Below are 24,685 nucleotides of genomic sequence, written 5' to 3' on the forward strand. Positions count from 1 at the left end.
CTCAAACCAAATCTATACAGCCCTCGATCAGATGTCTGCGCGTTTCAGTTTCAGGTAGGCTACGTAATTGAAGATTACCGTCCATGCCACGACAATCGCCACTGATCCCCACTTTATATAGTCTTGTATCTCCTGGAAAGCGTAGCGCGGGAAGGGCCACGGTATCAGGTACCAGATGGAACGCATCGGGAAATAAGGAATTAATGCAGGCGCAAAGTTATCGACCTTGGCCGTGATGATCGATTCAATTGCAGGAAAGAGCAGCAGTATAATAATGGTAAGCCCTGCGCGCTGGATTAATATACCCAGCATTAATGCAAAGGATAAGAAACAAAACAATTCCAGGAAGTAAGCCGGAAAGAATTCTGTATCGGTAATCATCTTATCCCATTCCAGCGAAGGGCTATAGATCGTACCAGTTACAAGACCGATCACAAATATCATGATTACGCTGATGGCGCTGAGCATAACGTTGGTGAGTATCTTGGAGAAAAGAAACTCGGCACGACTCAATCCGTCAATTACATTCTGGCGTAGTGTTCTATAGGTATATTCGTTGGTGACTGATATAACGATCAATACAGCCAATACAATTTTCAAAAGACCTGCGCACCAGATCAGGTTCATCCATACATCGGGAAAGTGATAGAGTGGAATGCGGTTGATGTTCAGTTTTGTACCAAAATCTTCGAAGGTGCGTGCGAGCCATTTCAAAAATTCCATGCCGCTGGCTGCGCCTAGCCCAAGCGTTAAAAAGTATAGTCCGCCAATTACCCAGAAGGTACGGTAACTGGTCATTTTTTTAAGATCTATTTTGAGGAGATGCAACATGTTCATACGGATATAGCGGGATGCGTAGTGAAATAAATTTAATCGCTGTGTAAGCTGTATGATTACGAGCTTGCCAATATCTCGATGAATTGTTTCTCGAGTGTTTTCTTCTTGGTAAACAGGTGTGAAGCCACAACACCTTTATCAAAGAGAAACTTGTTCAGGTCTTTGCTGTGAAAGCCTTCGCGCATTACCACGTGGTAACTTCCATTCTCACGATCGATGGACGATGTTCCGGCAAATGCAAGCAACAGCTCATTCAGATTCTCAACATCGGCTGACACTTCCACAGTCTCTTCACCTTTTCCTACATCGCCCACAGGCCCTATATGTACCAGGTTGCCACGCTTCAGCACTGCGAAATGCGTACATACTTTTTGTACCTCATCCAGCAGGTGACTGGCCAAAATTATAGTCTTGCCGTTGGCTGCAATTTTTTTGATGAGCTCCCGTATCTCTGCTATCCCCATTGGGTCGAGACCGTTGGTAGGCTCATCGAGTATGAGTACAGTCGGGTCGTTTAACAAAGCAGACGCGATAGCAAGGCGCTGCTTCATACCGAGTGAATATGTTTTATACTTATCGTCTTTGCGCTCACTCAGCTCCACGAGTTCAAGCACTTTCGGAATGTTTTCCACCGGACATTGCTTGATCATCGCGTTAAGCTCCAGATTTTTTTGTCCGCTGAGATACGGGTAAAATATAGGATGTTCCAGCACCGCGCCGATCTTCTTCCGAATCTCATGTGTAGGTGGTTCACCAAACCAGGAGAATTCGCCTGCTGTAGGATTTACTACACCCATCAGCATACCCAGCGTTGTAGTCTTGCCACTACCGTTAGGGCCCAGCATACCAAAAACCTGTCCGGCCTTAACTTCCAGCGACAGGTTGTTCACAGCTTTGATACGACCAAAGTGCTTTGTGAGATTTTTAATCGAGAGAACTGCTTCCAAGCTAAATATAGTTTTACGAATAAGTAGTAATTTTTACGGGAGAATTACATTACTTGTTCTCGCTACTCGTAAATCTTTTTATTCTTTCTCCGAGATCGCTGCTTTCATTCATCGTAGAGTAAAGCTTGGTGATTTTATCCAGCGCAATTTTACCAACAATATCCAGTACAAACAGGTTTGTAGAGTCGTTTATGAGCACCAGCATTCCTTTGGTATCACCATTCTTTTCTTTAATAAAAATATCAAAGTTCTTACCCTGGTAGCGGCTGCTCATGGCTTCTTCAAAGGATTCACCTTTATAGTCTTTCACAATCTTTTTATAGTCACCATCAGCAAATTTTGAACGCTTGTCGATCATAAGAAATTTGAGTTTTTCAATGTCTTTGATCAGAGCATCCAGTTCTTTGTCTTCGCTCTGATTCAACATGCGAAGGGTATTGTTGTAGAAGAAGAATGCGCGCGAGTTGTCGCTATATTTCTTCTGTAAGGCTTCGGTGGTTGCACTTTGTGCGTTGGCCATTGTTACTGCTGCCACCAGCAGAAAGGTAAGTATAAATCGCATGAGTTATAGACTGGTTAGTTTTCCTTTGGAGTTTGATTCCAGCAACTTCTTCGGATCAAGATAGCCCTTTATTTCGATTGCTGTTAATTCATCTTCACTCTCAATGAGCATGAAGTAAAGATTGTTGTTCTTGCCACGTTCCTGCATATATACTGTAACCTGATCACCATCGTCCGAAGCTGAGATTACTTCTTCAAAATGATCGTTTTTCAACACGCTCTTGAAGCCACTTACTTTCAGGTTGCGTTTAGTCACTTCGTGCATGGGCACATTCATAAAACGCAGGCTGTGTACTTCGCCGAATTCATCTTTAACATCCGATTCGTTGGAGAGCCACAGGACTGTGCGCAATACAAATCCTCCGATCTTGAATGACACTACATCTTCCGCATCGCTCAGATTTTCCTTGAAGGTGAGAAAGCTTTCGCTTTGCGCAAAGGTTGTAAGCGAAGCGATTGTAAAAACGAGAGCAAATATACTTTTCATAGTTGTGGGGGTTTTACTTTGCTCCTAAGATGCAAGGCGAGGAACAAGCGTTGCATCAGAATCAAAAAGTCAGGCGATATATTTTGAATGTTATACCACCTGACATTATTAAATTATACACTAATTCTTTTTGCCGCCTTCGTTCATTTTCTCAAGCTTCTGTAACCCTTCAACGTTCATCTTTTTGCCGATCTTGGAAACCTGCTTCAAGTCTATCTCACCGAAGAGACTCATCACCATAAAGTCATTCGCACCGCCCATGATCATTACCAGTTCCGAAATCTTTCCACCACTCTCCTTGATGTAGAACTTCATATCTTTATCCTTGTCGCGTACCGACATCAGTTCTTCAAACTCTTTGGTAGGAATAAGCGCGAAAGCTTCTTTATAGAGGGCACGTGCATCGGATGTATTTTCCTTGGCCAGTATACGCAAGCCTTTCAGCTTACTGATCGCGTTCAACACTTCCTGGTCTTCCTTGCTTTCCACTTCCATGTTTGTAAACAGGTTAAACATTTTGCTGCTTACTGTTACTTGTGAAAATGATTCATCACTCTGGTATTTGGTGAAGAATTTAGAGATAGCATCCTGAGCAAATACTGCGTTTACAGTTACCATCATCAACGCGATCATCAATATCTTTTTCATATATAGTATATTTTCTTTGTTAGATTTTTAAAGTGTGCCTGCGTGGTGTGTGATTTGCTTCTTACAGTTTTGAATTTTTGCTTTTGTCTTTCTTTTGAATTTCTTCCTGTGCTTCGTTGAACATGTTCAGTTTCTTTGCCTGGTTCTCGGCCGTACCAAAACTCTTCGAGATCATGAGCAGTGCCTTTTTAGTTTCTTCGAATGCAAGCTGCGGATCGTCATACGTGTCCACAACTTCCTGTGGTGTTGTGTCGCGTACTTCTTTGCGTACAAACCACACCGCCATTACGAGTACGGCTATACCGGCTGCTATGCGCATGGAGTTGTAAAAGAGCTTTACGAGTTTACCTTTCTTTTGCGGCTGTACATTCTGGATGATGGCCGCATCAAACGCAACATCGTTTAGTGTCTTTTTTTTATTTTCCTCGAAGTAGCGGAACAAGGCAGCAGTTTCTTTCCACTGCTCAGGAATGTCTCCACCCTTGAAGTACTCGCGTAACTGTTGCTCTTCTTCGAGAGAAGTCTCGCAGTTCCAGTACTTGCTTAATAAATTTTCAATCCGGTTAGAGTCCATAAGCATTAATCTTCATCAGTTTTTCGCGCACTGCATTTCTGGCTCTGAACAGGTTAACCTTTACCTGGTTCATGTCCAGTTCGAGTATCTCGCAGATCTCGTTGTAACTATACCCTTCCACATCCCGAAGGTGTATTACCTGGCGTTGCTTTTCAGGCAACGATGCTATCAGTTGATTGATTCGCTGCATACTCTCATGTATTTCAGTTGATTCATGAGGCGTTAACGCTTCGTGTTGAACATTAAAACTCTCTTCAATCGGATGGGTTTGTTTCCGGTTAATCGAGCGGATGCGGTCCAGCGAGAGGTTACGGGTGATGCGCATACACCAGGCCTCCCAGTTCTGTACTTCATTCATCTGCTCGCGACCATTCCATACGCGGATAAATACTTCCTGCACTACATCTTTGGCTTCTTCTTCACTTCCCACAAATTTTAGTGCGAAGCGGAAAAGCTTATTCTTGACTGGCAGTACCCGGGTTTGAAATGATTCGAGGTTCATCCGTTGAAATTCAAAGACAAGACGGCAGGGAAAGGGGGATGTTACAAGTGAAAATTATTTTTTTCTAAAATTTTCTTCCTGTCCTCAAAATACGAAGAAACAGCCAGAATGAGGCCTTTATTTTTTCTGATGCTACAACCGGTAGGCTATACCAAACCCGGCCAGCAACGATTTTCTGCGGAAGCGATCATTCGGTTCGGGTAAGGTTTGAACGTTACTCCGGGTGGTATACTCCGTAAAAAGAAATTGGACACCGGCTTTGATGCGGATGCGATCGGTCAATCCATAATGTGCATACAACTCGGAGTTGAGACTTCCCCGGTCGTTGTCGCTGATGAGTAACGCATTGAATGACGTTATGCCCGCTCTTTCCAGCACAGACGAGTGACCATTGATATAGGTTCCGCTTACGCGACTTCCAAACGAGTACCCGATAGCATCGATACTAAAGCCGACAAATATCTTATCAGAAAAATGATAGCCGAGGTTAATCAACAGGTTGACTGCATTAACCTGTGGCGATCGGACAAGGAACGTATCAATGTTTGCATTGATATTTTCTTTGAACAGTACTCCCGGGCCGGTGCTACCGGAAGTAAGTTCAGCCGGAGCCGTGATATAGTATTGATCGCGGCCGAAGTAAGCTGTAGCCCTTGCGCCTAAACCTGCCGTTACCCGTTTCTTTTTACCGAGGTTCCAGTTATAAAAACACGCAATCGTAAATGTACCCTGCTTTCGGGCGACAGCAAGCCCGGCTTCCATAAATTGATCTTTAGCTGTACGCGACTGCGTGTACGCTATATTTCCTGCCAACAACAGTAAAAGTGTAATGCTGTACTTTTTCATAGCCGGGGTATTTTATACCAAAGCTATGCAGCAACAAAAGTATATAGTGTCGCGCGGGCGACAGGGCCCCGCATTGTGTAACGTTTGCTTTACCGCAGGTTGTTGATATCGCGGATGAGAATCTTTTTACGGTCGAAGTTGATCAGGTTCTGTTCTTTCAATTCATTCAGAATGGTGGTAACGGTTTGGCGTGATGTACCCGTCAATGCAGCAATATCTTTATGGGTAAGTTTGGTTGGTATCATGGTTTCGAAACCTACGCGTTGTCCTTTCCAGGTAGCGGTATCTTTCAGAAATTCAATCACGCGGGTGCGGGCATCTTTAAAAACAAGAAGTTCGAGTTTACGCTCCAGCTTCATTAACCGCAGGCCTATCAATTTTAATATCTTAAAGCTAAGTTCTTTATTCTCGAACATCAGGGCCTTGAGTTCTTCTATGGTAAGCGGGCATATTACCGCATCGCACATGGCCTGAGCAAAATCCCTGCGGGTATCTTCACCTGCCAGCGCAAGCTCTCCGAAGATCTCTCCAGTAGTGAGAATAGACGACACAACTTCTTTACCATCATCCAGATAATGGCCGATCTTGATTCTTCCATCCACGATCAGGTAAATATTGGAGGCAGTATCTTCCGGCACATAAACAAAGTCATCTTTTTTATAGCGGATAAACTCGTGCTTATCGCCCATCTTCTTTACTTTGTGCGGGCAAAGAATATGGTAAAGATTTACGCTTTCGAAGTACCAGAGTGCTGCTGCTGAAGAAGTTGCCATACCTGCCTAGTTCATATAAAATTACTGATATACCGCATGAAGGAGTTAACGCTTAGTGAAATCTGGATTTACCCGGTGAAATCATTGGGAGGAATACGTTTATCATCCAGCAAAGTTATGGAAAAAGGTCTTTTATATGACAGACGGTTTATGCTGGTAGACGAGAACGGAAAATTTATGACCCAGCGTGTATATCCCAAAATGGCGTTGTTCAAACTTTCCATAAACGACAGCACTCTTATCGTACAGCATCACCAGGACATACTTACTATACCCATCATACCACCGTTGAATGAACCAGCCGTTTCAGTTCAGATATGGGAGAATATAGTGCAGGCACATGAAGTAAATACCACCTATAGCGCATGGTTTACCGAACGCCTGGACATCCAATGCAAACTGGTATTTTTCCCGGAAGAATATGAGCGTCCCGTTGACCCCGCCTATAAAGTAAACGATGAACATGTAAGTCTTGCCGATGCGTACCCGTTTCTGATTATAGGACAATCATCATTAGATGATCTGAATGCACGCTTAAAAGAACCAGTGCCGATGAATCGTTTCAGACCTAATTTTGTTTTTACCGGGGGCGAGCCGTTTGAAGAAGATCACTGGCGGAACTTTCAAATTGGCAGCAATGGTTTTATAGCGGTTAAACCTTGTGCACGTTGCGTGCTCACTACGGTGAACCAAGACACTGCCGAGAAAGGTGCTGAACCGTTGAAGACACTCGCATCGTATCGCACACGGAATAGCAAAGTATATTTCGGACAAAACCTCGTTGCAACCCATCATACAGAAGTAAAAGTCGGGGATAAAATAACACTTGGATAATTTATATACAGATCACATGACGTCCCTTTATCTTAAAGCTGTTCACATCATTTTTATTGTTACGTGGTTTGCCGGACTTTTCTATATGCCGAGGCTTTTTGTATATATCATCGAATCGCACGCTAAACCGGAACCTGAAAAGAGTATACTCTTAAGGCAACTTAACCTGATGGCTTCGCGTCTGTGGTATGGCATTACATGGCCTTCGGCTATTATTACGTTGGGGATGGGAACATCGCTTCTCATCAATCAACCTGAATGGCTAAGCATGGGTTTTATGCACATGAAGCTTACGCTGGTTTTCCTGTTGTATCTATACCATGTTTCGTTGCAAATAATATTGAATCAACTTAAAAAAGGAACCGTGAAATATACATCGCAGCAAATGCGTTTGTGGAATGAAGTGTCTACGTTATTTTTGATCAGTATTGTATTTTTGATCGTATTAAAAAATGCCTTGAGCATGCTGTGGGGACTCGCAGGGTTGCTCGCAGTAGTTATACTGATTATGACAGGCATGAAGGTTTATAAAAAATTCAGAAAAGATGATTAAGTCAATGGCAAATAACAGTGTGGTAAAATTTGTAATGTTCCTGGCGGTGGCAGCAGGTCTTCTGTTCGCATCGTGCACAGAAAAGAAAGAAGCCGCTCTTCCGATCTTCGGTGAAAAAGAAGTACAGGGTGGTGATACTATATATCATACCATTGCTGACTTTAAGTTTGTTGACCAGGACAGTGCATTTGTTACTAACGAAACGTTTAAAGACAAAATATATGTAGCCGACTTCTTCTTTACTTCGTGCCGTACCATTTGTCCGATCATGAAAACGCAAATGCTCCGGGTATATGATTCGATTCAAAATGAACCCGATGTATTGCTGCTCTCGCACAGTATAGATCCGGAGTACGATACGGTTGGATTACTGCACGACTATGCCGAGCGCCTCGGTGTGAAGAGTAACAAATGGCATTTTGTTACCGGCTCCAAAGAAGACATCTATAAAATAGCGCAGACCAGTTACTTCGCTACCGCGATGGAAGACAAGTCCGAACCGGATGGCTTCATTCACAGCGGTGCATTTCTGCTGATCGACAAGGACAAAAGAATACGCGGCAAGTACGATGGTACAAAAGAAGAAGATGTAAATCGCCTTCTCGCAGAAATTCAGCGCCTGAAGAAAGAGTATGCCAAGTAAGCTTGCAGCAGAAAGCGTAAAGATGAAGATACAGTATATATCGATAGCTCTTGGCATTCTGCTTTTAGCATTCTGTTTTCAATATTGTTCAGGTAAAAAATCTGATTCCAATATTTCAGTTGCATCTTCTGTTAAGCAACAGCAGTACTACGTGCACGGTGAGCAGCTTTATATAAAGCATTGCAGTAACTGCCACCAGAAAAATGGAACCGGGCTCGGCCTGCTATATCCGCCCCTGGCCAAGTCTGATTATGTCGATACTAATTTTGAATCGGTAATCTGCCTGATGCGCTATGGCATGGAAGGCGAGCTTACCGTAAATGGAAAAAGTTTCAACAAGGCTATGCCCGGTATACCTTCCCTCTCTGACCTGGAGATAGCCGAGATTGCAACCTACCTGTATAATACCTGGGAACACCAACGCGACAGCATCGAGTTACAAGATGTAAGCCGGATATTGGATAATTGCAAGGAAGGATCTGTATCTAAATAAAATTTGAGAGAGGGACGCATGACTAAATTTACCGGAAGTATAGTTATTCTATACTTTATCTTCTTCTCCTCATTCGGGCAAACGCCTGATCTTTTTTCCGAAGGACTTGTTCTTGAAAAAGATTTCAAAGTTGAGCCTGCTTTGCAGAAGTATGAGTTATTCATCAAGACGCACCCCAATCACGCGCAAGCACTAACACATGCCAGTCGCATGCTATCAAACATTGGCGGACGTTTACCACTCGATAAGAAAGAAGACAAGCAGAACTATTATGCACGCGCCAAGGCGTATGCAGTGCGTGCTATAGCGTTAGACAAAAACAATACGGAAACACATTTAGCCTATATTATCGCTATCGGACTGATGACCGAAGTAGCGGGCTCGCCACGCGAAAAAATTCAGGATGCGAAAACGATACGCCTGGAAGCTGAGACACTTTTGAAACTGGATTCTACCTTTGCCCCGGCTTATTTTATACTCGGCAAGTGGCACTTTGAATTGGCACGCCTCACCTGGATTGAACAAATGGCCTGCAAGCTTTTCTTTGGTGGTTTACCCGATGGTATATCGATGGAAGCTGCGGTCGAGAATTTCAAAAAGGCAAGTATACTTCAACCTAATACTATACTCTTTCTTTTCGGAGAAGCTTCGGCTTGTCACTATGAAGGGGAGGATGAAAAAGCAGTCAGGCTCCTGAAGCAAGCTCTTGCTTTGCCTCCGAAGGAGCCTGATGATTTGCCGCGCAAGGAACGTTGTTCGCAGTTACTGCGCGAAATTGAATGATGTTGATACGCGTGTAGGTGTTTACGTGTGCACGTACAGCTCCTACATATACTTCATGTCGATGCTGATATCGAGGTCTTTTTGGTCTGGCTGCAGATCGATCTGGGCTTTTTCGAAGGATGGAGGTCCGACAGCGCCCATGGCATTGTTCGAAAAGCCAAAGCCTTCTTTCGGTATACCGAGTTTATTTTTATCCATATCCTTATTCCGGTTGGCATCGTGCAAAACACTTACGGCATACTTTCCGGGTTTAAGATTTTCAAATACCACCGTAACTTCATCGCCCGATGCTTTGGCAATTTTACCTTCCCTGGCATTTCTCGGGAAGTCCTTGTCGTTATCGAACAAGCCTACCAGAATATCTCCCTTATGTCCTTTAATTTTCTTTACCGTTACCTGCAACTTCGTCTGTGCCATTACACTTATTCCTGCACACAACATCAGGCACAACATCATACTCTTTTTCATACTGATCTGTTTAAGTTTTGAAATATATAACACTTTAGCGCTATCTGTTTCGCGGAGTATTCAAAAAATTATGCCAGAATTTATCATGTCTTTCGTCTTCCACAAATAACCGTTCATACGTCATAAGCATTTTTTTGAATCCCGCGGTTAACTCTCCGTCACTTGGGTGACAACACGTTCCGGGTAATTTCGTAACTTTCCTTAATTCCAACCCAAAATAACTATCATGGCATCTCTCACGCTTAAAATCAACAACAAAACACATACGGTAGATGTTGATCCTAAAATGCCACTACTCTGGGCTATACGCGATGTAGTAGGATTAACCGGCACTAAGTATGGTTGTGGTATTGCTCAATGCGGAGCCTGCACAGTACACCTCGGAGGTACACCGGTGCGCTCATGCTCCATTCCGGTATCAGCCGCAGCCAACAAAGATATTGTTACGATCGAAGGACTTTCGACTGACAACTCACACCCGGTGCAACAAGCCTGGATTGCCGAGCAGGTACCTCAATGTGGCTATTGCCAGTCCGGCCAGATCATGGCGGCAACTGCTTTACTCAAGAAAACGCCTAATCCAACCGATAAAGATATCGACACCGCTATGCAGGGACACATCTGCCGCTGCGGTACATACCCACGCATTCGTAAAGCGATTAAAGCCGCTTCACAACTGATGAATCAAAAAGCGAGCATCAAATAAACATTGATGCTTTCAGTAAGATCAGGACTATATATAGTCTGTCCTGTTGCTGGCATTACATCATTGTTTATACTTTACATATATACTTTTACAGCTATACCATGGAAGCAATATCTAAAAATATATCACGGAGAAATTTTATTAAATTCTCCAGTCTTACCGGTGCTGCATTAACCTTGGGGCTTTACTCGCAGGCTGCGGGTAAAGAAGCCGAGATTATAACTCCGGAAGCAGCAGAAAACCTGGGCATTGAAATGAACGCCTGGATAACCATTGATACCAATGGTAAAGTTACCATTACCAATCACCGCTCTGAAATGGGACAAGGTTCTTTTCAATCTGTTCCACAAATGATAGCCGAAGAACTGGAAGTAAACCTGAGCGATATAAATATAGTCTTCGCGCAGGGTAACAACGCGAAGTATGGAAGTCAGATCACCGGTGGAAGTTCAACGATACGCGGTACCTATAAAAAACTTTTAAAGCTAAGTGCTACAGCACGCGAAATGCTGATCGAAGCCGCTGCTAAAAAATGGAATGTATCCAAAGCAGAATGCTACGCAGAAGGCGGACGCGTAATTCATAAACCATCTGGCAAGAAATTCCATTATGGTGAACTGGTTCAGGAAGCATCCAAACTGGAAGCTCCAAAAAATGTAAAACTAAAATTACCGGAAGAGTATAAAATTATACGCAAGCCATTACCCCGGCAGGATACTCCACTGAAAACAAACGGTTCGGCTATATTTGGCCTCGATAAAAAATTACCGGGTATGCTATATGCAGTGGTTGAACGTAACCCGCGCTTTCATGGTAAAGTAAAAAGCTTCGATGATACTGAAACGAAAAAAGTACCCGGAGTAAAACATGTGATACCGGTAAAGATGAGTGTGTTCAATACATTTCGTGAAGGTGTTGCCGTGGTTGCCGACAATCTGTGGTCTGCCATGCAGGGAAGAAAAGTATTGAAAGTAGAATGGGATGACTCTGGTTTTGAACACCTGAGCACCGAGCAACTCTACGCCCGCATGAGTGACGCACTGAAGAGTAACAACAGCCTTTCGGTGCGCACCAAAGGAGATGCTGAAGTTGTATATCAAAAATCAGAAAATAAAATCGAAGCGACTTATGAAACTCCATACGAGTCGCATGCGTGCATGGAACCCCTTAACTGTGTAGCACATTACCAGGACGATAAAGTTGAAATATGGGGACCTATACAAGGACCGGATTGGGTTCAGGATTTCCTGAGCAACCTGTTAAGCTTGCCGAAAGAAAAAATCATCGTTAACATGACTTTCCTCGGTGGAGGTTTCGGACGTAAAGCGTTTATGGATTATCCACACGAAGCCGCTGTTATTTCAAAAGAAGTTAAGGCCCCGGTACAAGTTGTGTGGACACGTGAAGATGATACTACACAAGGTCCGTTCCGTCCGGGTATGATGTATCATTGCAAAGGCTCTGTTAATGCGAATGGGAATATAGAGTCCTATATAATGCGTACGGCCGGCCAGAACATGGATCACCAGTGGCCCAATGCTGACAAGAAATCGTACAACGGTTCGGCTACTGAAGGTTTCCTGGAAACGTACCTGAATTCACTGCAGCACTATAGCTTCTCTGATAGTCCGCTGGATGTACCTATACCGGTAATGTGGTGGCGCTCAGTATATGCTTCTACAAACGCATTCGCGATGGAAAGTTTCATGGATGAGCTGGCTGCGAAAGCGGGAAAAGATCCGCTTGATTTCAGAAGACCTCATTTGCATGATGGACGCTATCATGAACTGATTAACAAACTGGAAGAAGTTTCCGGATGGAAGAACCGAAAGAAAGGTGAAGGTTATGGCGTTGCTATCGCTGAAAGTTTTTCGAGTATAGTAGGTGAAGTAGTGAAGGTATCGAAGAAAGCTGATGGAAAAGTTAAGATTGATAAAGTATGGGCTGTGATGGATTGTGGATGGTATGTAAACCCTGACATCATTAAAGCTCAAATTGAAGGAAGTATAATTATGGGACTTGGCGCTGCGGTTACACATGCCACACACTTTAAAGATGGCAAAGCTGTAGAGCAGAATTTCAATACCTATAAAATGCCACGCATTACGGACACTCCTGAAATTGAAATTCACATTATGGAAAATGACGAGAAGGCCGGAGGTGTTGGTGAACCAAGCTTACCTCCTATTGCACCCGCACTGACCAATGCGATATTCGATCTTACTTCGAAGCGAATTCGCAAGCTGCCGTTCAATCTTGAAGAAGTATAGTTTATATATAGTTAGATAAAGCCCTCGTATAAAGAATATAAATATTTCTTTAGAAACAGAAGAACAGAACATAACGCATGAAGATGAAGGTAAATTATTTTGTAACCGCTGCTGCCATTGCCGCTACCGGATTTTTGCTAACAGCTTTTCAGCAAAAACCAAAATTTGATTTGAAAGCAAGTATAACCAAGGGCAAAGAAGTATATACTGCGCAGTGTATGAACTGCCACATGGAACAGGGTGAAGGTATGGAGGGTGTATTTCCTCCCCTGGCTAAATCAGACTACCTGATGGCCGACAAAAAACGTTCGATACAACAGGTGATTCACGGTGTAAGCGGAGAGATAAAAGTTAATGGCGTTACTTACAATGGAGACATGCCTGGCGTTGAGCTCACAGACGAAGAAGTTAGCGATGTACTGAACTACGTACGCAACTCGTGGGGTAACAAAGGCGATGCGGTTAAGCCGGAAGAAGTAAAAACAGCGCGATAATATACGCCTATATATGAAGTGGATTCTGTTCTTTTCATTCCTGCTGCCGGCATGGTATAGCCTTGCACAAACCAAGGCTGAAGATGAGAAGGCACTACGCCACCTGAAAGAAGTAGAATGGCCCAAGGCATACCGGGAGCAGGACACGGTGCTATTAGACAGAATCCTGGCCGATGAATTCAAGATGATTGGATCTGATGGTGAATGGTCTAGCAAGAAAGAAGAGCTGGCCTATATAAAGAAGAACAAGCCCGCTTATAAATCATTTAAGTTCAACATAAAACGGCTGGATATATTTGAAAACAATACTGCTATTGTTTCAGGTACGGGCGTTATACAAAGTAAAGATGACAAGGGTGACTATGAGTTTATATACCAGTCATCCAACGTTCTTATAAAACGCAACGGCATCTGGAAAGCGATAGCCTCTCATACCTCTGGTGATAAGGTAGTTCGTAAGTAAATGTACAGTGATGAAGGAGTTTAGAACGATACTGCAGGAATATAAGAAGATTGATTTCAGTCAACGCAAAGCGGCATTGGCAACAGTTGTTAAAGTGAGAGGCTCATCGTATAGAAGCCCGGGTGCTCGCATGCTTATCATGGACGATGGTAAATGGGTTGGCTCCATCAGCGGAGGCTGCCTGGAAGGTGATGCCCTGCGAAAGGCACGACAGGTAATGACGGACAAGCAACCTGTTACGGTGACATACGATACCCGTGAAGAGAGCAATCAAAACCTCGGCATCGGATTAGGCTGCAACGGAGTGATCGATGTACTGATCGAGCCGGTTGATCCTGCAGACAACGATAACCCTACACGCTTCTTTGAGTCAATTATTAAAATGAATGCCCCGGTTGCATTGGCGACTATATTTTCGCATTCCAATCCTACCGCGATCGGTAAAAAGTTATTGATTACACCGGGGGCTACCAAACTTCATAATCTGGAAGATGACGAGCTGGAATATCTCATCTCCGCAGATCTTGAAAAGTTATTCGACTCCAAAAAATCGGAAGCCAAAGTATATCATACACAAGGCAATGAGACCGAAGTTTTTATTGAAATGATTCAACCTTCTGTATCGTTGATTATTTTCGGAGGAGGTTTTGATGCCCGACCGGTTAGTCAGCTTGCTAAGTCATTGGGATGGGAAGTGACCATTACCGATGAGTGTGTGGCCCATATAGCCCCGTTATTCTTTCCTACAGCCGATAATCTATCGCTCTGCCATCGCGATTTTGTGGATCGTGATTTTCACATTACGCCCTATACCGCGTGCGTGCTGATGTCTCATAACTATGAGTACGATCGTGATGTACTGAAAAAACTTTTAAAGAGTGAAGCTCCTTATATAGGTATACTTGGTCCGCGTAAACGCTTTGATAAAATGCTTTCAGATTTTTCAAGAGAAGGGATTACACTTTCATCAAAGGACGCGCATCGCATTCATTCCCCAATCGGACTGGATATAGGAGCGGAAGCTCCGGATGAAATTGCTGTTTCGATAATAGCCGAGATTCAAAGTAAATTTTCGAATCGCTCCGGAGGATTCTTGAAATATAGAACCGGTCCGATCCATCAACGCGACACAGCCAGCGACCAGGTATTTAAACAGGTATATCTGCACGAACTGGAAGAGCGCACGGCACAAAGTTCATAAGTACTCACCTTGCTCTACTATGCATAAATTCATTCTGTTATTTATTGTACTGGGTATATCGCTCATCAGCTATTCGCAGGATGCACAGAAACAAATTACCGACCAGGTCTGGAAGCCTTTCATAACAACATTTAGCAACCACGACACCAAAGGCTTTATGGCCGTTCACTCACACGATCTTGTGCGCGCACCTCGCGATTCAAAAACCGTGTGGAATTTCGAACAGTATAAGAAACAGAATGAAGAAGGAGATAAACGATCAACACAACAAAAAACAAAACGAACCATCGAACTTCGCTTCCTCGAACGAATGGCCAATGAGAGTCAAGCGTTCGAAGTAGGTATATATAAAACCACCGTCATCAAGGCACAAGGTGAAAGCAGAAGCTTCTATGGTAAATTTCATGTAGTGCTCCGAAAAGAAAACGGCACTTGGAAAATCCTCGTTGACTCTGATTCCTCAGAAGGAGGAACGATCGGTGAAAAAGATTTTGCAGCAGCTCAGCCACTCGAGTAACCACGATGAATACAGGTGTTATTATTCTGGCAGCGGGTTCGTCATCAAGAATGGGGCAATCCAAACAATTACTTCCTATACAAGGCACAACATTGCTGGTGCGAGCTGTACATATAGCCCTGCAGCTGCAGCCTGGCCACACCGTTGTAGTGCTCGGTTCGAATGAAGCTGAACATACTTCCATTTTACAGAACACAAATGTTCACACTGTAACCAATCACACGTGGCAGAATGGAATGGGTAGCTCGCTTAAGACAGGTTTACAATATTTACTTTCGCTATCGCCTGCTATAGATGCAGCGCTTATACTCGTATGCGATCAGCCCGCTGTAACAACGACATATCTTGAAAGTCTTGTTCAACACTATAAACCCAGCAACAAATCAATTGTCGCGTCTTTCTATTCAGATGCTCCCGGAGTTCCGGCTTTGTTTGATAAAAGTCTATTTACAGAGCTACTCAATATGGATGATGCTCATGGAGCGAAGAAGATAATTCAAAAACATATAGCGGCAACAGAATTAATTCCCTTCCCCGAAGGCTCCATTGACCTTGACACTCCTGAGGATTATCAACGTTTTATCAATTCTAATAAATAGCTGTCTATATTTCATCGGATAACCTGTACCGGCACGGCATAAAACAAAAAAGAAGCTACTTCTTTCGAAGTAGCTTCTTTCAAGTTTTAAGTATTCTTTTAACTATACTTTGATCTCAACGTCAACACCGCTAGGGAGTTCGAGCTTCATCAAAGCATCAACAGTCTTAGCGCTGTTAGAGTAGATATCAACCAGGCGCTTGTACGTGCAAAGTTGAAACTGCTCACGTGACTTTTTGTTAACGTGTGGAGAACGAAGTACAGTAAATTTCTCTTTCTCGGTTGGTAATGGTATAGGACCGCTTACTACTGCACCGGTTGCCTTTACTGCTCTTACGATTTTCTCGGATGACTTGTCAACCAGATTGTGATCGTAAGACTTGAGTTTTATTCTTATTTTCTGATTCATGATCTAAACGCCTTTTAGATGTTTATGACTTAGCGGCAACAGCGCCTTTTACTTCTTCAATTACTTTGTCGGCAAGGTTCTTTGGAACCGCAGCATAGTGTGAGAACGTCAGGGATGCAGAAGCACGTCCTGAAGTAAGTGTTCTCAAATCAGTGATGTAACCGAAGAGTTCTTTCAACGGAACATCTGCTCTGATAAGCTGAGCACCTGCGCGCGTGTCCATACCTTTCATTACACCGCGTCTTCTGTTAAGGTCACCTGTTACAGAACCAGTATACTCGTCAGGGCTAGTTACTTCCACAGACATGATAGGTTCCAGCAATTGAGGAGCACACTTAGCAGCAGCTTCTTTAAAGCCAAGACGAGCAGCTAATTCGAACGACAGAGCGTCAGAGTCCACATCGTGGTAAGAACCGTGGAACAGACGAACTTTCATGGAGTCGATCGGATATCCAGCCAATGGTCCGTTAGACATAGCGCTTTCGAAACCTTTTTGCACTGGTTGGATGAATTCGCGAGGAATAACACCACCAACGATATCGTTCACAAACTCGAGTCCTTCTTTGTCGCCCTCTTTCAGTTCGCGTGGTCCGATCTCAAATACGATATCGGCAAATTTACCACGACCACCGGTCTGCTTCTTATAAACTTCTTTATGTTCAACAGATTTCGTAAGAGCCTCTTTGTAAGCAACCTGAGGAGCACCCTGGTTGATTTCAACTTTGAACTCACGCTTCAGACGATCGATGATAATTTCAAGGTGAAGTTCACCCATACCACGAAGAATAGTCTGACCTGTTTCCTGATCTGTGTTAACGCGAAGCGTTGGATCTTCTTCAACTAGTTTCGCGATTGCCATACCGAGTTTATCAACATCAGCCTGTTTCTTAGGCTCAATTGCATAACCGATAACCGGCTCAGGGAACACCATTGATTCGAGAACAACTTTACGCTTCTCATCACAAAGTGTATCACCAGTTTTTATATCCTTGAAACCTACTACCGCACCAATGTCACCAGCAACCAGTCTTTCGATCTGATTTTGTTTGTTGGCGTGCATCTGGAATACTCGGGAAATACGTTCTTTCGCTTCCGAGCGTGTATTGTATACATACGAACCTGATTCAAGAATACCTGAATAAGCACGTACGAAACAAAGACGTCCTACGAATGGGTCAGTAGCGATCTTAAATGCAAGGGCTGCGAATGGCTCTTTTTCATCCGGTCTGATAACAACCTCTTCATCATTGTCGGGATTAGTACCAACAATGTTGTCTTTATCAAGCGGTGAAGGAAGAAGTTCCATCACGTAGTCAAGCATGGTTTGAACACCTTTGTTTTTGAAAGATGACCCACAAACCATAGGAACAACCTTCATAGCTATAGTAGCCTTACGAAGAGCTGTTAATATTTCTGCTTCAGAGATCGAGTTAGGATCTTCGAAGAATTTCTCCATCAATGATTCGTCAAATTCAGCAACAGCTTCAAGAAGCTTTTCTCTGTATTCGAGTACCTCATCTTTCATATCTTCAGGAATCGGTACAACTTCGTACGTCATACCTTTGTCGTGCTCATTCCAAATGATACCGCGGTTGTTTACCAGATCAACAACACCACGGAAGTTATCTTCAGAACCAATAGGTAACTGTAATGCAACGGCATGGCTACCGAGCTTTTCTTTTACCTGCTTGCAAACCCCGAGGAAATCAGAGCCGGCACGGTCCATTTTATTCACGAAACCGATACGTGCTACCTTGTAGTTATCAGCAAGGCGCCAGTTGGTTTCTGATTGAGGTTCAACACCATCAACAGCACTGAACAAAAATACCAGACCATCCAATACGCGCAATGAGCGGTTTACCTCAACGGTAAAGTCAACGTGACCAGGCGTATCGATAATGTTTACGTTGTACTTATTGCTTCTATAGTTCCAGAAAACGGTAGTTGCCGCAGAAGTAATGGTAATACCTCTTTCTTGCTCCTGTGCCATCCAGTCCATGGTAGCAGCACCTTCGTGTACTTCACCGATCTTGTGGTTAACACCGGCATAGTACAGAATACGCTCTGTAGTTGTTGTTTTACCAGCATCGATGTGAGCAGCGATACCAATGTTTCTGGTGTATTTTAAATCTCTAGACATTACCTGGTTCCTCTAATTAGAATCTGAAATGTGAAAATGCCTTGTTAGCTTCTGCCATACGGTGTGTATCATCTTTCTTCTTGATAGCAGCACCTTCGCCTTTTGATGCAGCGATGATTTCAGCAGCAAGTTTATCCATCATGGTTTTTTCACCACGAAGTCTTGAATAGTCAATCAACCACTTGATGCTAAGGTTTATTTTACGTTCCGGACGAATTTCAACCGGAACCTGGAAAGTAGCACCACCTACACGTCTACTTTTTACTTCTACAGAAGGCATCAGGTTGTTCATAGCGCGCTTCCATACTTCCAGACCGCTTTCATTGGTTTTCTTTTCAACCAATGCAACTGCATCATAGAAAATACCATAGGCAACGCTTTTCTTGCCCTGCTCCATCAGGTAGTTCACGAACTTGGTTACAAGTGTATCGTTGAACTTAGGATCAGGAAGAAGATATCTCTTTTTAGGTTTTGTCTTTCTCATGGCTCTATCCTGTTATTTTTTACCTTTTGCCGGTGCACCTTTACCTGCAGGAGCTGCTGCACCTGGCTTAGGACGTTTAGCACCATATTTAGAACGGCTTTGTTTGCGACCATTCACACCTGCAGTATCCAATGCACCACGGATAATGTGGTAACGAACACCGGGAAGATCTTTTACACGACCACCACGGATCAGCACGATAGAGTGCTCTTGCAGGTTGTGGCCTTCACCCATGATGTATGCGTTCACCTCTTTGCCGCTTACTAAGCGAACACGAGCTACTTTACGCATAGCAGAGTTAGGCTTTTTAGGAGTTGTTGTGTACACACGTGTACATACTCCACGCTTCTGTGGGCAAGAATCAAGGGCCGGAGATTTTGATTTAAACTCCAGTTTCTTACGCCCTTTTCTTACAAGTTGTTGAATGGTAGGCATTTATATTTATTTTTATAAACCTTTCAAAAATTAGGACTGCAAAGGTATTTAAAGTAATACAGCTTGCAAAGTCATGTTAGATTATTTTTAGCAGAATAAGCATTAATAAACAGTTAAATCCGGCTATTAGCACGATTTTAATGATTTAACCCGCTCCCGTTTCTGAAAAATGCTAGGCTTCACCAACAGTTCCCCCAAAATTCATGGGGAACTTAGGCATATCTTCCGTTCTTTTTATGGGACCGAAGCTCGCCTCGTATTTATCGATATTATCCTTCAACGCCAATAGAAAGCGTTTGGCATGTTCCGGAGTAATCACAATCCTGGATTTTACTTTCGCCTTCGGCACACCGGGCATCAGGCGTATAAAATCAATTACAAACTCACTATTGGAGTGAGCGATCATTGCCAGGTTAGAATAAATGCCTTCAGCGATTTCCTCTGAAAGTTCAATATTAATCTGGTTCTGAGTAGGAGCTTGCTTATTTTTTTCGTCTGCCATATTTCTTTCCTGATTTCCAACGACTGACCCTCTAAATCTTCAGGCCATCCTTTATATACCCTATAAGCAAAATGCGGATGGCCACAGGGCACATCCGCAGATTGTTTTATTTCTTGGTAATGTTAATCCTGTAATTCCTTCTCGCGGTCGCGAGTTTTCTCAGGAGCATTCACCAATGTGTTGTACTCATTCTTGTGTGTCACGATCAAATCGCTAAATCTGCGTTGACCTGTACCAGCAGGAATCAAGTGACCTACAATTACGTTTTCTTTCAATCCATTCAACCAGTCAGTCTTACCGCGGATCGCAGCTTCGCTGAGTACCTTGGTAGTTTCCTGGAAGGACGCTGCAGATAACCAACTTTCTGTTTTCAACGATGCCTGGGTAATACCCTGAAGCGTTGGTCTTGAAACCGCAGCAAGTGCATCGCGTACTTCAACCAGTTTCTGATCTTTTCTGCGCAGGATTGAGTTCTCATCTCTCAGTTCACGGGCAGTAATGATCTGACCAGGTTTTAACGTCTGAGAATCACCAGCATCTACCACAACCTTCTTATCAAGGATCTGGTCGTTATCTTCTCTGAACTGAAGCTTATCTACATACTCGCCAGGCAGGAAGCTTGTATCTCCCGGGTCGATGATTTCAACTTTCTGCATCATCTGGCTTACAATAGCTTCGATGTGCTTATCGTTGATCTTCACACCTTGCAGACGGTATACTTCCTGAATTTCGTTCACAAGGTATTCCTGTACAGCAGTGGGACCTTTGATCGAAAGAATATCAGAAGGAGTAATAGAACCATCTGACAATGGCTGACCGGCTTTCACGAAGTCGTTATCTTGAACCAGGATGTGTTTAGACAGCGGTACTAAATAACGCTTCTGTACACCATCACGTGATTCGATGAAGATTTCGCGGTTACCGCGTTTAATACCTCCGTAGGTAACAACACCATCGATCTCACTTACTACCGCGGGGTTAGAAGGGTTACGCGCTTCGAACAATTCCGTTACGCGTGGCAGACCCCCCGTGATATCGCGTGATTTACCCATTGTACGTGGAATCTTAGCGAGTACCTGACCGGCTTTGATCTTCTCACCTTCATCTACTGCCAAGTGAGCACCTACCGGGATGTTATATCCTTTTGTATCTGTTTTACCTTTTACTACGATAGCAGGGTTCTTAGTCTTATCGCGAGTTTCAGTAATTACTTTCTCACGGTGACCAGTCTGCTCATCTGACTCTTCCTTGTAAGTAACACCTTCGATGATCGCTTCGTATTCGATCGTTCCATCAAACTCAGACAGGATCACAGCGTTGTAAGGATCCCAGAAGCAAAGCTCCTCACCTTTCTCAACTTTCTGTCCATCTTTCACTTTCAGGAAGGCACCGTAGGGAACGTGGTTCGTGATCAACACTCTCGTCTTCTCATTATCCGTGATCCTGATTTCACCGGTACGCCCCATTACTACCTGGATCGGGTTGTTATCATTGTCAGTTGTATCGATAGTACGGATACCTTCGAACTCAAGAACACCACTGAATTTCGCCTTGATGTTTGCTTCTACCGCGATGTTAGATGCAGTACCCCCCACGTGGAAGGTACGAAGTGTAAGCTGTGTACCAGGTTCACCGATCGACTGTGCTGCAATTACACCTACTGCTTCACCAGCTTGTACCATTTTACCAGTAGCCAGGTTACGACCGTAGCATTTAGCACAACCTCCTACTTTCGATTCGCAAGTAAGAAGCGAACGAATCTCAACTTCTTCAATCGCTGTATCCTCGATCAGCTTAGCAAGCTCATCTGTAATCTCAGAGTTTGCAGGGCAGATCAATTCATCTGTCATTGGATCATATATATCATGCACCGTTACACGGCCCAGAATACGTTCTGACAGAGGTTCAACTATATCTTCGTTGTCTTTCAGTGCTGTTACTTTCAGACCGCGCAATGTTCCGCAGTCATCTTCGCTGATCACAAGATCCTGCGCAACATCTACAAGCCTACGCGTTAAGTAACCAGCATCCGCTGTTTTCAACGCTGTATCGGCAAGACCTTTACGCGCACCGTGTGTAGAGATAAAGTACTCCAACACGTCCAGACCTTCTTTAAAGTTTGAAAGGATCGGGTTTTCGATAATCGAACCAACTGAACCTGCAAGGTTTTTCTGAGGCTTCGCCATCAGACCACGCATACCACCTAACTGGCGGATCTGCTCTCTCGAACCACGAGCACCGGAGTGCATCATCATATAGATCGAGTTGAAACCTTGCTGATCTTCTTCCAACTGCTTCATCAGCGTGTTGGTAAGCAGCGTGTTGGTACGAGTCCAGATATCGATTACCTGGTTGTAACGCTCGTTATCTGTGATAAGACCCATCATGTAGTTGTTCCATACGGCATCAACTTCTTCCTGGGCACTTGCTACAAGTTTTTCTTTTTCGGCGGGAACTTTTACATCGTTCAAGCCCATGGACAAGCCACCTTTGTAGGCCATCTGGAATCCGAGTTCTTTGATATCATCGAGGAACTTGGCAGTCTTAGACTGACCTGCAATTTTGTATATGTCAGAGATGATAGTTTGCAGTTTCTTCTTTGTAAGAAGTTCATCCACAAAGCCTACTTCTTCTGGAACGAATTGATTGAAGATTACACGACCAGCAACTGTGTCGATCATCTGCATAGTCAAATCGCCTGTCTTCTTGTCTTTTACATTCGCACGAACTTTAATGTTAGCGTGCTTGGAAAGTCTTCCTTCGTTGAAAGCAACGATTACTTCTTCTGCAGAGTAATAGCGTTTGCCTTCTCCTTTGATAGCGTGCTCCGGGGTTCCCTTTCTTCCTTTTGTGAGGTAATACAGACCCAACACCATGTCTTGTGAAGGTACTGTGATAGGCGCACCGTTAGCAGGGTTAAGAATGTTGTGTGAAGACAACATCAATAACGAAGCTTCCAATATAGCTTCCTGTCCGAGAGGAACGTGAACCGCCATCTGGTCACCGTCAAAGTCAGCGTTAAACGCAGTACATACGAGCGGGTGGAGCTGGATCGCCTTTCCTTCGATCAGTTTAGGCTGGAATGCCTGAATACCAAGTCTGTGAAGTGTTGGAGCGCGGTTCAAAAGAACAGGGTGTCCTTTCAATACGTTTTCCAAAATATCCCAGATCACAGGATCTTTTCTGTCAACAATTTTCTTTGCTGACTTCACTGTTTTTACAATTCCCCTTTCGATCAGCTTGCGAATGATGAATGGCTTGAACAACTCAGCTGCCATATCTTTTGGCAGACCGCACTCGTGGAGTTTCAGTTCAGGACCAACCACAATTACAGAACGACCAGAGTAGTCAACACGCTTACCAAGCAAGTTCTGGCGGAAACGTCCTTGCTTACCTTTCAGCATGTCACTCAAAGACTTCAATGCGCGGTTTCCATCGGAACGAACAGCGTTTACTTTTCTTGAGTTGTCGAACAATGAGTCAACCGCTTCCTGGAGCATACGCTTCTCGTTGCGGAGAATTACTTCAGGAGCTTTAATATCAATCAATCTCTTCAGACGGTTGTTACGGATAATAACACGTCTGTAAAGGTCATTCAAATCCGATGTAGCGAAACGACCACCATCCAGCGGTACAAGTGGACGCAATTCCGGAGGAATAACCGGAACCATTTTAATCACCATCCACTCAGGCTTGTTCTCAATGCGAGTTTTAGCATCGCGGAAAGCTTCAACAACTTTCAAACGCTTCAATGCCTCAGCCTTACGTTGCTGTGATGTATCGGTAGCTGCCTGGTGTCTCAATTCGTAAGAAAGCGTATCGAGTTGTGTTCTTGACAGCAACATCTCAAGCGCTTCAGCCCCCATCTTCGCGATGAACTTCTTCGGATCGTTGTCATCCAACAATTGATTCTCGCGAGGGAGTTTATCGATGATATCCAGGTATTCTTCTTCAGTCAGGAAGTCGAGACGGTTTACACCATCTTCTTCTTTTGTACCTGGCTGAATCACAACATAGCGTTCATAATATATGATCTGGTCAAGCTTCTTGGTAGGAAGGCCAAGTAGATAACCGATCTTGTTAGGGAGTGAACGGAAATACCAGATATGTGCCACCGGTACAACCAGTTCGATGTGGCCCATGCGCTCGCGTCTTACTTTCTTCTCGGTAACTTCTACACCGCAGCGATCACAGATGATGCCTTTGTAACGAATACGTTTATATTTTCCGCAATGACATTCCCAATCCTTCACAGGCCCGAAAATCCGCTCGCAGAACAAACCACCCATTTCAGGTTTATAAGTTCTGTAGTTGATGGTTTCCGGTTGTGTAACTTCACCATGTGAACTTTCCAGAATTGATTCCGGAGAAGCCAAGCTAATGGTGATCTTGGAGAAGTCGTTGTTGATCTTTTTATTTTTTCTGAAAGACATATCGTAAGTTTTCAGTTAATAACTACTTAAAGTACACAAGTCGTGTTGTCTGGAAGTTACGAAGCATCGCTCAAACTTCCAGAC

General features: G+C 43.7%; 28 protein-coding genes. 12 read left to right on the forward strand and 16 right to left on the reverse strand.

What is annotated here, in order from left to right:
* Window positions 1-27 precede the first annotated feature (27 nt).
* The 9 genes from ACFQ21_RS10730 to ACFQ21_RS10770 all read right to left on the reverse strand — a co-directional run bounded on the left by ACFQ21_RS10730 (window position 28) and on the right by ACFQ21_RS10770 (window position 6,175).
* Window positions 28-831 carry an ABC transporter permease gene (locus tag ACFQ21_RS10730; RefSeq protein ID WP_377578795.1) on the reverse strand — a complete coding sequence of 268 codons (804 nt, stop codon included), beginning with the start codon at window positions 829-831 and terminating at the stop codon, window positions 28-30.
* A 62-nt stretch (window positions 832-893) separates the two neighbouring features.
* Entirely contained in the window at window positions 894-1,784 is an 891-nt protein-coding gene (locus ACFQ21_RS10735; protein ID WP_377578797.1) for an ABC transporter ATP-binding protein, read from the reverse strand.
* A gap of 49 nt (window positions 1,785-1,833) precedes the next feature.
* A complete protein-coding gene (locus ACFQ21_RS10740; protein WP_377578799.1) occupies window positions 1,834-2,346 on the reverse strand; it encodes a DUF4252 domain-containing protein in 513 nt (170 codons plus the stop codon).
* Between the two features lie 3 nt (window positions 2,347-2,349).
* Window positions 2,350-2,832, reverse strand: a complete 483-nt coding sequence (locus tag ACFQ21_RS10745) for a DUF4252 domain-containing protein (protein WP_377578801.1) — start codon at window positions 2,830-2,832, stop codon at window positions 2,350-2,352.
* Between the two features lie 120 nt (window positions 2,833-2,952).
* Window positions 2,953-3,480, reverse strand: a complete 528-nt coding sequence (locus tag ACFQ21_RS10750) for a DUF4252 domain-containing protein (protein ID WP_377578803.1) — start codon at window positions 3,478-3,480, stop codon at window positions 2,953-2,955.
* Window positions 3,481-3,541: 61 nt separating this feature from the next.
* Window positions 3,542-4,054 (reverse strand): hypothetical protein, encoded by a 513-nt coding sequence (locus tag ACFQ21_RS10755; protein WP_377578805.1) that lies wholly within the window; start codon window positions 4,052-4,054, stop codon window positions 3,542-3,544.
* Window positions 4,044-4,556, reverse strand: coding sequence for an RNA polymerase sigma factor (locus ACFQ21_RS10760; RefSeq protein WP_377578807.1), 513 nt, complete (start codon window positions 4,554-4,556; stop codon window positions 4,044-4,046). Before ACFQ21_RS10760 ends, ACFQ21_RS10755 begins: the two co-directional genes overlap by 11 nt.
* A 132-nt stretch (window positions 4,557-4,688) precedes the next feature.
* The gene (locus tag ACFQ21_RS10765; RefSeq protein ID WP_377578809.1) at window positions 4,689-5,402 is read right to left on the reverse strand and encodes a hypothetical protein; all 714 of its coding nucleotides are present in this window, start codon (window positions 5,400-5,402) and stop codon (window positions 4,689-4,691) included.
* Window positions 5,403-5,491: 89 nt separating this feature from the next.
* Complete coding sequence (locus ACFQ21_RS10770) at window positions 5,492-6,175, reverse strand: Crp/Fnr family transcriptional regulator (RefSeq protein ID WP_377578811.1); 684 nt, start codon at window positions 6,173-6,175, stop codon at window positions 5,492-5,494.
* 36 nt (window positions 6,176-6,211) lie between these two features.
* Here ACFQ21_RS10770 and ACFQ21_RS10775 point away from each other — a divergent pair, with 36 nt between their 5' ends.
* From ACFQ21_RS10775 to ACFQ21_RS10795, 5 genes are read left to right on the forward strand one after another with little or no spacing between them, the layout of a single operon-like run.
* Window positions 6,212-7,009, forward strand: coding sequence for an MOSC domain-containing protein (locus ACFQ21_RS10775; RefSeq protein ID WP_377578813.1), 798 nt, complete (start codon window positions 6,212-6,214; stop codon window positions 7,007-7,009).
* 16 nt (window positions 7,010-7,025) lie between these two features.
* Entirely contained in the window at window positions 7,026-7,562 is a 537-nt protein-coding gene (locus ACFQ21_RS10780; protein WP_377578815.1) for a CopD family protein, read from the forward strand.
* Window positions 7,555-8,205, forward strand: coding sequence for an SCO family protein (locus ACFQ21_RS10785; protein WP_377578817.1), 651 nt, complete (start codon window positions 7,555-7,557; stop codon window positions 8,203-8,205). The genes ACFQ21_RS10780 and ACFQ21_RS10785 overlap by 8 nt, the downstream gene beginning before the upstream one ends.
* A complete protein-coding gene (locus ACFQ21_RS10790; RefSeq protein WP_377578819.1) occupies window positions 8,195-8,698 on the forward strand; it encodes a c-type cytochrome in 504 nt (167 codons plus the stop codon). Before ACFQ21_RS10785 ends, ACFQ21_RS10790 begins: the two co-directional genes overlap by 11 nt.
* A gap of 18 nt (window positions 8,699-8,716) precedes the next feature.
* A complete protein-coding gene (locus ACFQ21_RS10795; RefSeq protein WP_377578821.1) occupies window positions 8,717-9,481 on the forward strand; it encodes a hypothetical protein in 765 nt (254 codons plus the stop codon).
* A gap of 42 nt (window positions 9,482-9,523) precedes the next feature.
* Here ACFQ21_RS10795 and ACFQ21_RS10800 read toward each other — a convergent pair whose 3' ends face one another.
* Window positions 9,524-9,949: a DUF2141 domain-containing protein gene (locus ACFQ21_RS10800; RefSeq protein WP_377578823.1), complete on the reverse strand. Its 426-nt coding sequence runs from the start codon at window positions 9,947-9,949 to the stop codon at window positions 9,524-9,526.
* A gap of 226 nt (window positions 9,950-10,175) precedes the next feature.
* On the opposite strand from ACFQ21_RS10800, the gene ACFQ21_RS10805 reads away from it, so the two are divergent.
* The 7 genes from ACFQ21_RS10805 (at window position 10,176) to ACFQ21_RS10835 (ending at window position 16,199) form a co-directional block, all read left to right on the forward strand.
* A complete protein-coding gene (locus tag ACFQ21_RS10805) occupies window positions 10,176-10,655 on the forward strand; it encodes a (2Fe-2S)-binding protein (RefSeq protein ID WP_377578825.1) in 480 nt (159 codons plus the stop codon).
* A 101-nt stretch (window positions 10,656-10,756) separates the two neighbouring features.
* Entirely contained in the window at window positions 10,757-12,925 is a 2,169-nt protein-coding gene (locus ACFQ21_RS10810) for a molybdopterin cofactor-binding domain-containing protein (protein ID WP_377578827.1), read from the forward strand.
* A gap of 77 nt (window positions 12,926-13,002) precedes the next feature.
* Complete coding sequence (locus tag ACFQ21_RS10815; protein ID WP_377578829.1) at window positions 13,003-13,419, forward strand: c-type cytochrome; 417 nt, start codon at window positions 13,003-13,005, stop codon at window positions 13,417-13,419.
* Between the two features lie 13 nt (window positions 13,420-13,432).
* On the forward strand, window positions 13,433-13,882 hold the full coding sequence (locus ACFQ21_RS10820; RefSeq protein ID WP_377578831.1) for a nuclear transport factor 2 family protein: 450 nt from the start codon (window positions 13,433-13,435) through the stop codon (window positions 13,880-13,882).
* A gap of 10 nt (window positions 13,883-13,892) precedes the next feature.
* Window positions 13,893-15,083: an XdhC family protein gene (locus ACFQ21_RS10825; RefSeq protein ID WP_377578833.1), complete on the forward strand. Its 1,191-nt coding sequence runs from the start codon at window positions 13,893-13,895 to the stop codon at window positions 15,081-15,083.
* Between the two features lie 19 nt (window positions 15,084-15,102).
* Complete coding sequence (locus ACFQ21_RS10830; protein WP_377578835.1) at window positions 15,103-15,600, forward strand: YybH family protein; 498 nt, start codon at window positions 15,103-15,105, stop codon at window positions 15,598-15,600.
* A gap of 5 nt (window positions 15,601-15,605) precedes the next feature.
* Complete coding sequence (locus tag ACFQ21_RS10835) at window positions 15,606-16,199, forward strand: nucleotidyltransferase family protein (RefSeq protein WP_377578837.1); 594 nt, start codon at window positions 15,606-15,608, stop codon at window positions 16,197-16,199.
* 102 nt (window positions 16,200-16,301) lie between these two features.
* On the opposite strand, the gene rpsJ is transcribed toward ACFQ21_RS10835, so the two are convergent.
* The 6 genes from rpsJ to rpoC all read right to left on the reverse strand — a co-directional run bounded on the left by rpsJ (window position 16,302) and on the right by rpoC (window position 24,601).
* Entirely contained in the window at window positions 16,302-16,607 is a 306-nt protein-coding gene (rpsJ, locus tag ACFQ21_RS10840) for a 30S ribosomal protein S10 (RefSeq protein WP_079688288.1), read from the reverse strand.
* Between the two features lie 22 nt (window positions 16,608-16,629).
* A complete protein-coding gene (gene fusA / locus ACFQ21_RS10845) occupies window positions 16,630-18,747 on the reverse strand; it encodes an elongation factor G (protein WP_377578839.1) in 2,118 nt (705 codons plus the stop codon).
* Window positions 18,748-18,763: 16 nt separating this feature from the next.
* Window positions 18,764-19,231 (reverse strand): 30S ribosomal protein S7, encoded by a 468-nt coding sequence (gene rpsG, locus ACFQ21_RS10850; RefSeq protein ID WP_377578841.1) that lies wholly within the window; start codon window positions 19,229-19,231, stop codon window positions 18,764-18,766.
* A 12-nt stretch (window positions 19,232-19,243) separates the two neighbouring features.
* Entirely contained in the window at window positions 19,244-19,666 is a 423-nt protein-coding gene (rpsL, locus tag ACFQ21_RS10855; protein ID WP_377578843.1) for a 30S ribosomal protein S12, read from the reverse strand.
* Window positions 19,667-19,838: 172 nt separating this feature from the next.
* Entirely contained in the window at window positions 19,839-20,168 is a 330-nt protein-coding gene (locus tag ACFQ21_RS10860; RefSeq protein ID WP_377578845.1) for a DUF3467 domain-containing protein, read from the reverse strand.
* Window positions 20,169-20,290: 122 nt separating this feature from the next.
* Window positions 20,291-24,601 (reverse strand): DNA-directed RNA polymerase subunit beta', encoded by a 4,311-nt coding sequence (gene rpoC / locus ACFQ21_RS10865; protein WP_377578847.1) that lies wholly within the window; start codon window positions 24,599-24,601, stop codon window positions 20,291-20,293.
* Window positions 24,602-24,685 lie beyond the last annotated feature (84 nt).

Origin of the sequence: Ohtaekwangia kribbensis, from assembly GCF_042676245.1 — a bacterium.
In the GTDB taxonomy this organism is placed as follows: Bacteria; Bacteroidota; Bacteroidia; order Cytophagales; family Cyclobacteriaceae; genus Ohtaekwangia; species Ohtaekwangia kribbensis.

Bases quoted from the DNA above. Each gene is read 5' to 3' on its own strand.
- ACFQ21_RS10730 (WP_377578795.1), bottom strand. From the start codon at position 831: ATGTTGCATCTCCTCAAAATAGATCTTAAAAAAATGACCAGTTACCGT.
- ACFQ21_RS10740 (WP_377578799.1), bottom strand. From the start codon at position 2,346: ATGCGATTTATACTTACCTTTCTGCTGGTGGCAGCAGTAACAATGGCC.
- ACFQ21_RS10745 (WP_377578801.1), bottom strand. From the start codon at position 2,832: ATGAAAAGTATATTTGCTCTCGTTTTTACAATCGCTTCGCTTACAACC.
- ACFQ21_RS10750 (WP_377578803.1), bottom strand. From the start codon at position 3,480: ATGAAAAAGATATTGATGATCGCGTTGATGATGGTAACTGTAAACGCA.
- ACFQ21_RS10755 (WP_377578805.1), bottom strand. From the start codon at position 4,054: ATGGACTCTAACCGGATTGAAAATTTATTAAGCAAGTACTGGAACTGC.
- ACFQ21_RS10760 (WP_377578807.1), bottom strand. From the start codon at position 4,556: ATGAACCTCGAATCATTTCAAACCCGGGTACTGCCAGTCAAGAATAAG.
- ACFQ21_RS10765 (WP_377578809.1), bottom strand. From the start codon at position 5,402: ATGAAAAAGTACAGCATTACACTTTTACTGTTGTTGGCAGGAAATATA.
- ACFQ21_RS10770 (WP_377578811.1), bottom strand. From the start codon at position 6,175: ATGGCAACTTCTTCAGCAGCAGCACTCTGGTACTTCGAAAGCGTAAAT.
- ACFQ21_RS10775 (WP_377578813.1), top strand. From the start codon at position 6,212: ATGAAGGAGTTAACGCTTAGTGAAATCTGGATTTACCCGGTGAAATCA.
- ACFQ21_RS10780 (WP_377578815.1), top strand. From the start codon at position 7,026: ATGACGTCCCTTTATCTTAAAGCTGTTCACATCATTTTTATTGTTACG.
- ACFQ21_RS10785 (WP_377578817.1), top strand. From the start codon at position 7,555: ATGATTAAGTCAATGGCAAATAACAGTGTGGTAAAATTTGTAATGTTC.
- ACFQ21_RS10790 (WP_377578819.1), top strand. From the start codon at position 8,195: ATGCCAAGTAAGCTTGCAGCAGAAAGCGTAAAGATGAAGATACAGTAT.
- ACFQ21_RS10795 (WP_377578821.1), top strand. From the start codon at position 8,717: ATGACTAAATTTACCGGAAGTATAGTTATTCTATACTTTATCTTCTTC.
- ACFQ21_RS10800 (WP_377578823.1), bottom strand. From the start codon at position 9,949: ATGAAAAAGAGTATGATGTTGTGCCTGATGTTGTGTGCAGGAATAAGT.
- ACFQ21_RS10805 (WP_377578825.1), top strand. From the start codon at position 10,176: ATGGCATCTCTCACGCTTAAAATCAACAACAAAACACATACGGTAGAT.
- ACFQ21_RS10810 (WP_377578827.1), top strand. From the start codon at position 10,757: ATGGAAGCAATATCTAAAAATATATCACGGAGAAATTTTATTAAATTC.
- ACFQ21_RS10815 (WP_377578829.1), top strand. From the start codon at position 13,003: ATGAAGATGAAGGTAAATTATTTTGTAACCGCTGCTGCCATTGCCGCT.
- ACFQ21_RS10820 (WP_377578831.1), top strand. From the start codon at position 13,433: ATGAAGTGGATTCTGTTCTTTTCATTCCTGCTGCCGGCATGGTATAGC.
- ACFQ21_RS10825 (WP_377578833.1), top strand. From the start codon at position 13,893: ATGAAGGAGTTTAGAACGATACTGCAGGAATATAAGAAGATTGATTTC.
- ACFQ21_RS10830 (WP_377578835.1), top strand. From the start codon at position 15,103: ATGCATAAATTCATTCTGTTATTTATTGTACTGGGTATATCGCTCATC.
- ACFQ21_RS10835 (WP_377578837.1), top strand. From the start codon at position 15,606: ATGAATACAGGTGTTATTATTCTGGCAGCGGGTTCGTCATCAAGAATG.
- rpsJ (WP_079688288.1), bottom strand. From the start codon at position 16,607: ATGAATCAGAAAATAAGAATAAAACTCAAGTCTTACGATCACAATCTG.
- fusA (WP_377578839.1), bottom strand. From the start codon at position 18,747: ATGTCTAGAGATTTAAAATACACCAGAAACATTGGTATCGCTGCTCAC.
- rpsG (WP_377578841.1), bottom strand. From the start codon at position 19,231: ATGAGAAAGACAAAACCTAAAAAGAGATATCTTCTTCCTGATCCTAAG.
- rpsL (WP_377578843.1), bottom strand. From the start codon at position 19,666: ATGCCTACCATTCAACAACTTGTAAGAAAAGGGCGTAAGAAACTGGAG.
- ACFQ21_RS10860 (WP_377578845.1), bottom strand. From the start codon at position 20,168: ATGGCAGACGAAAAAAATAAGCAAGCTCCTACTCAGAACCAGATTAAT.
- rpoC (WP_377578847.1), bottom strand. From the start codon at position 24,601: ATGTCTTTCAGAAAAAATAAAAAGATCAACAACGACTTCTCCAAGATC.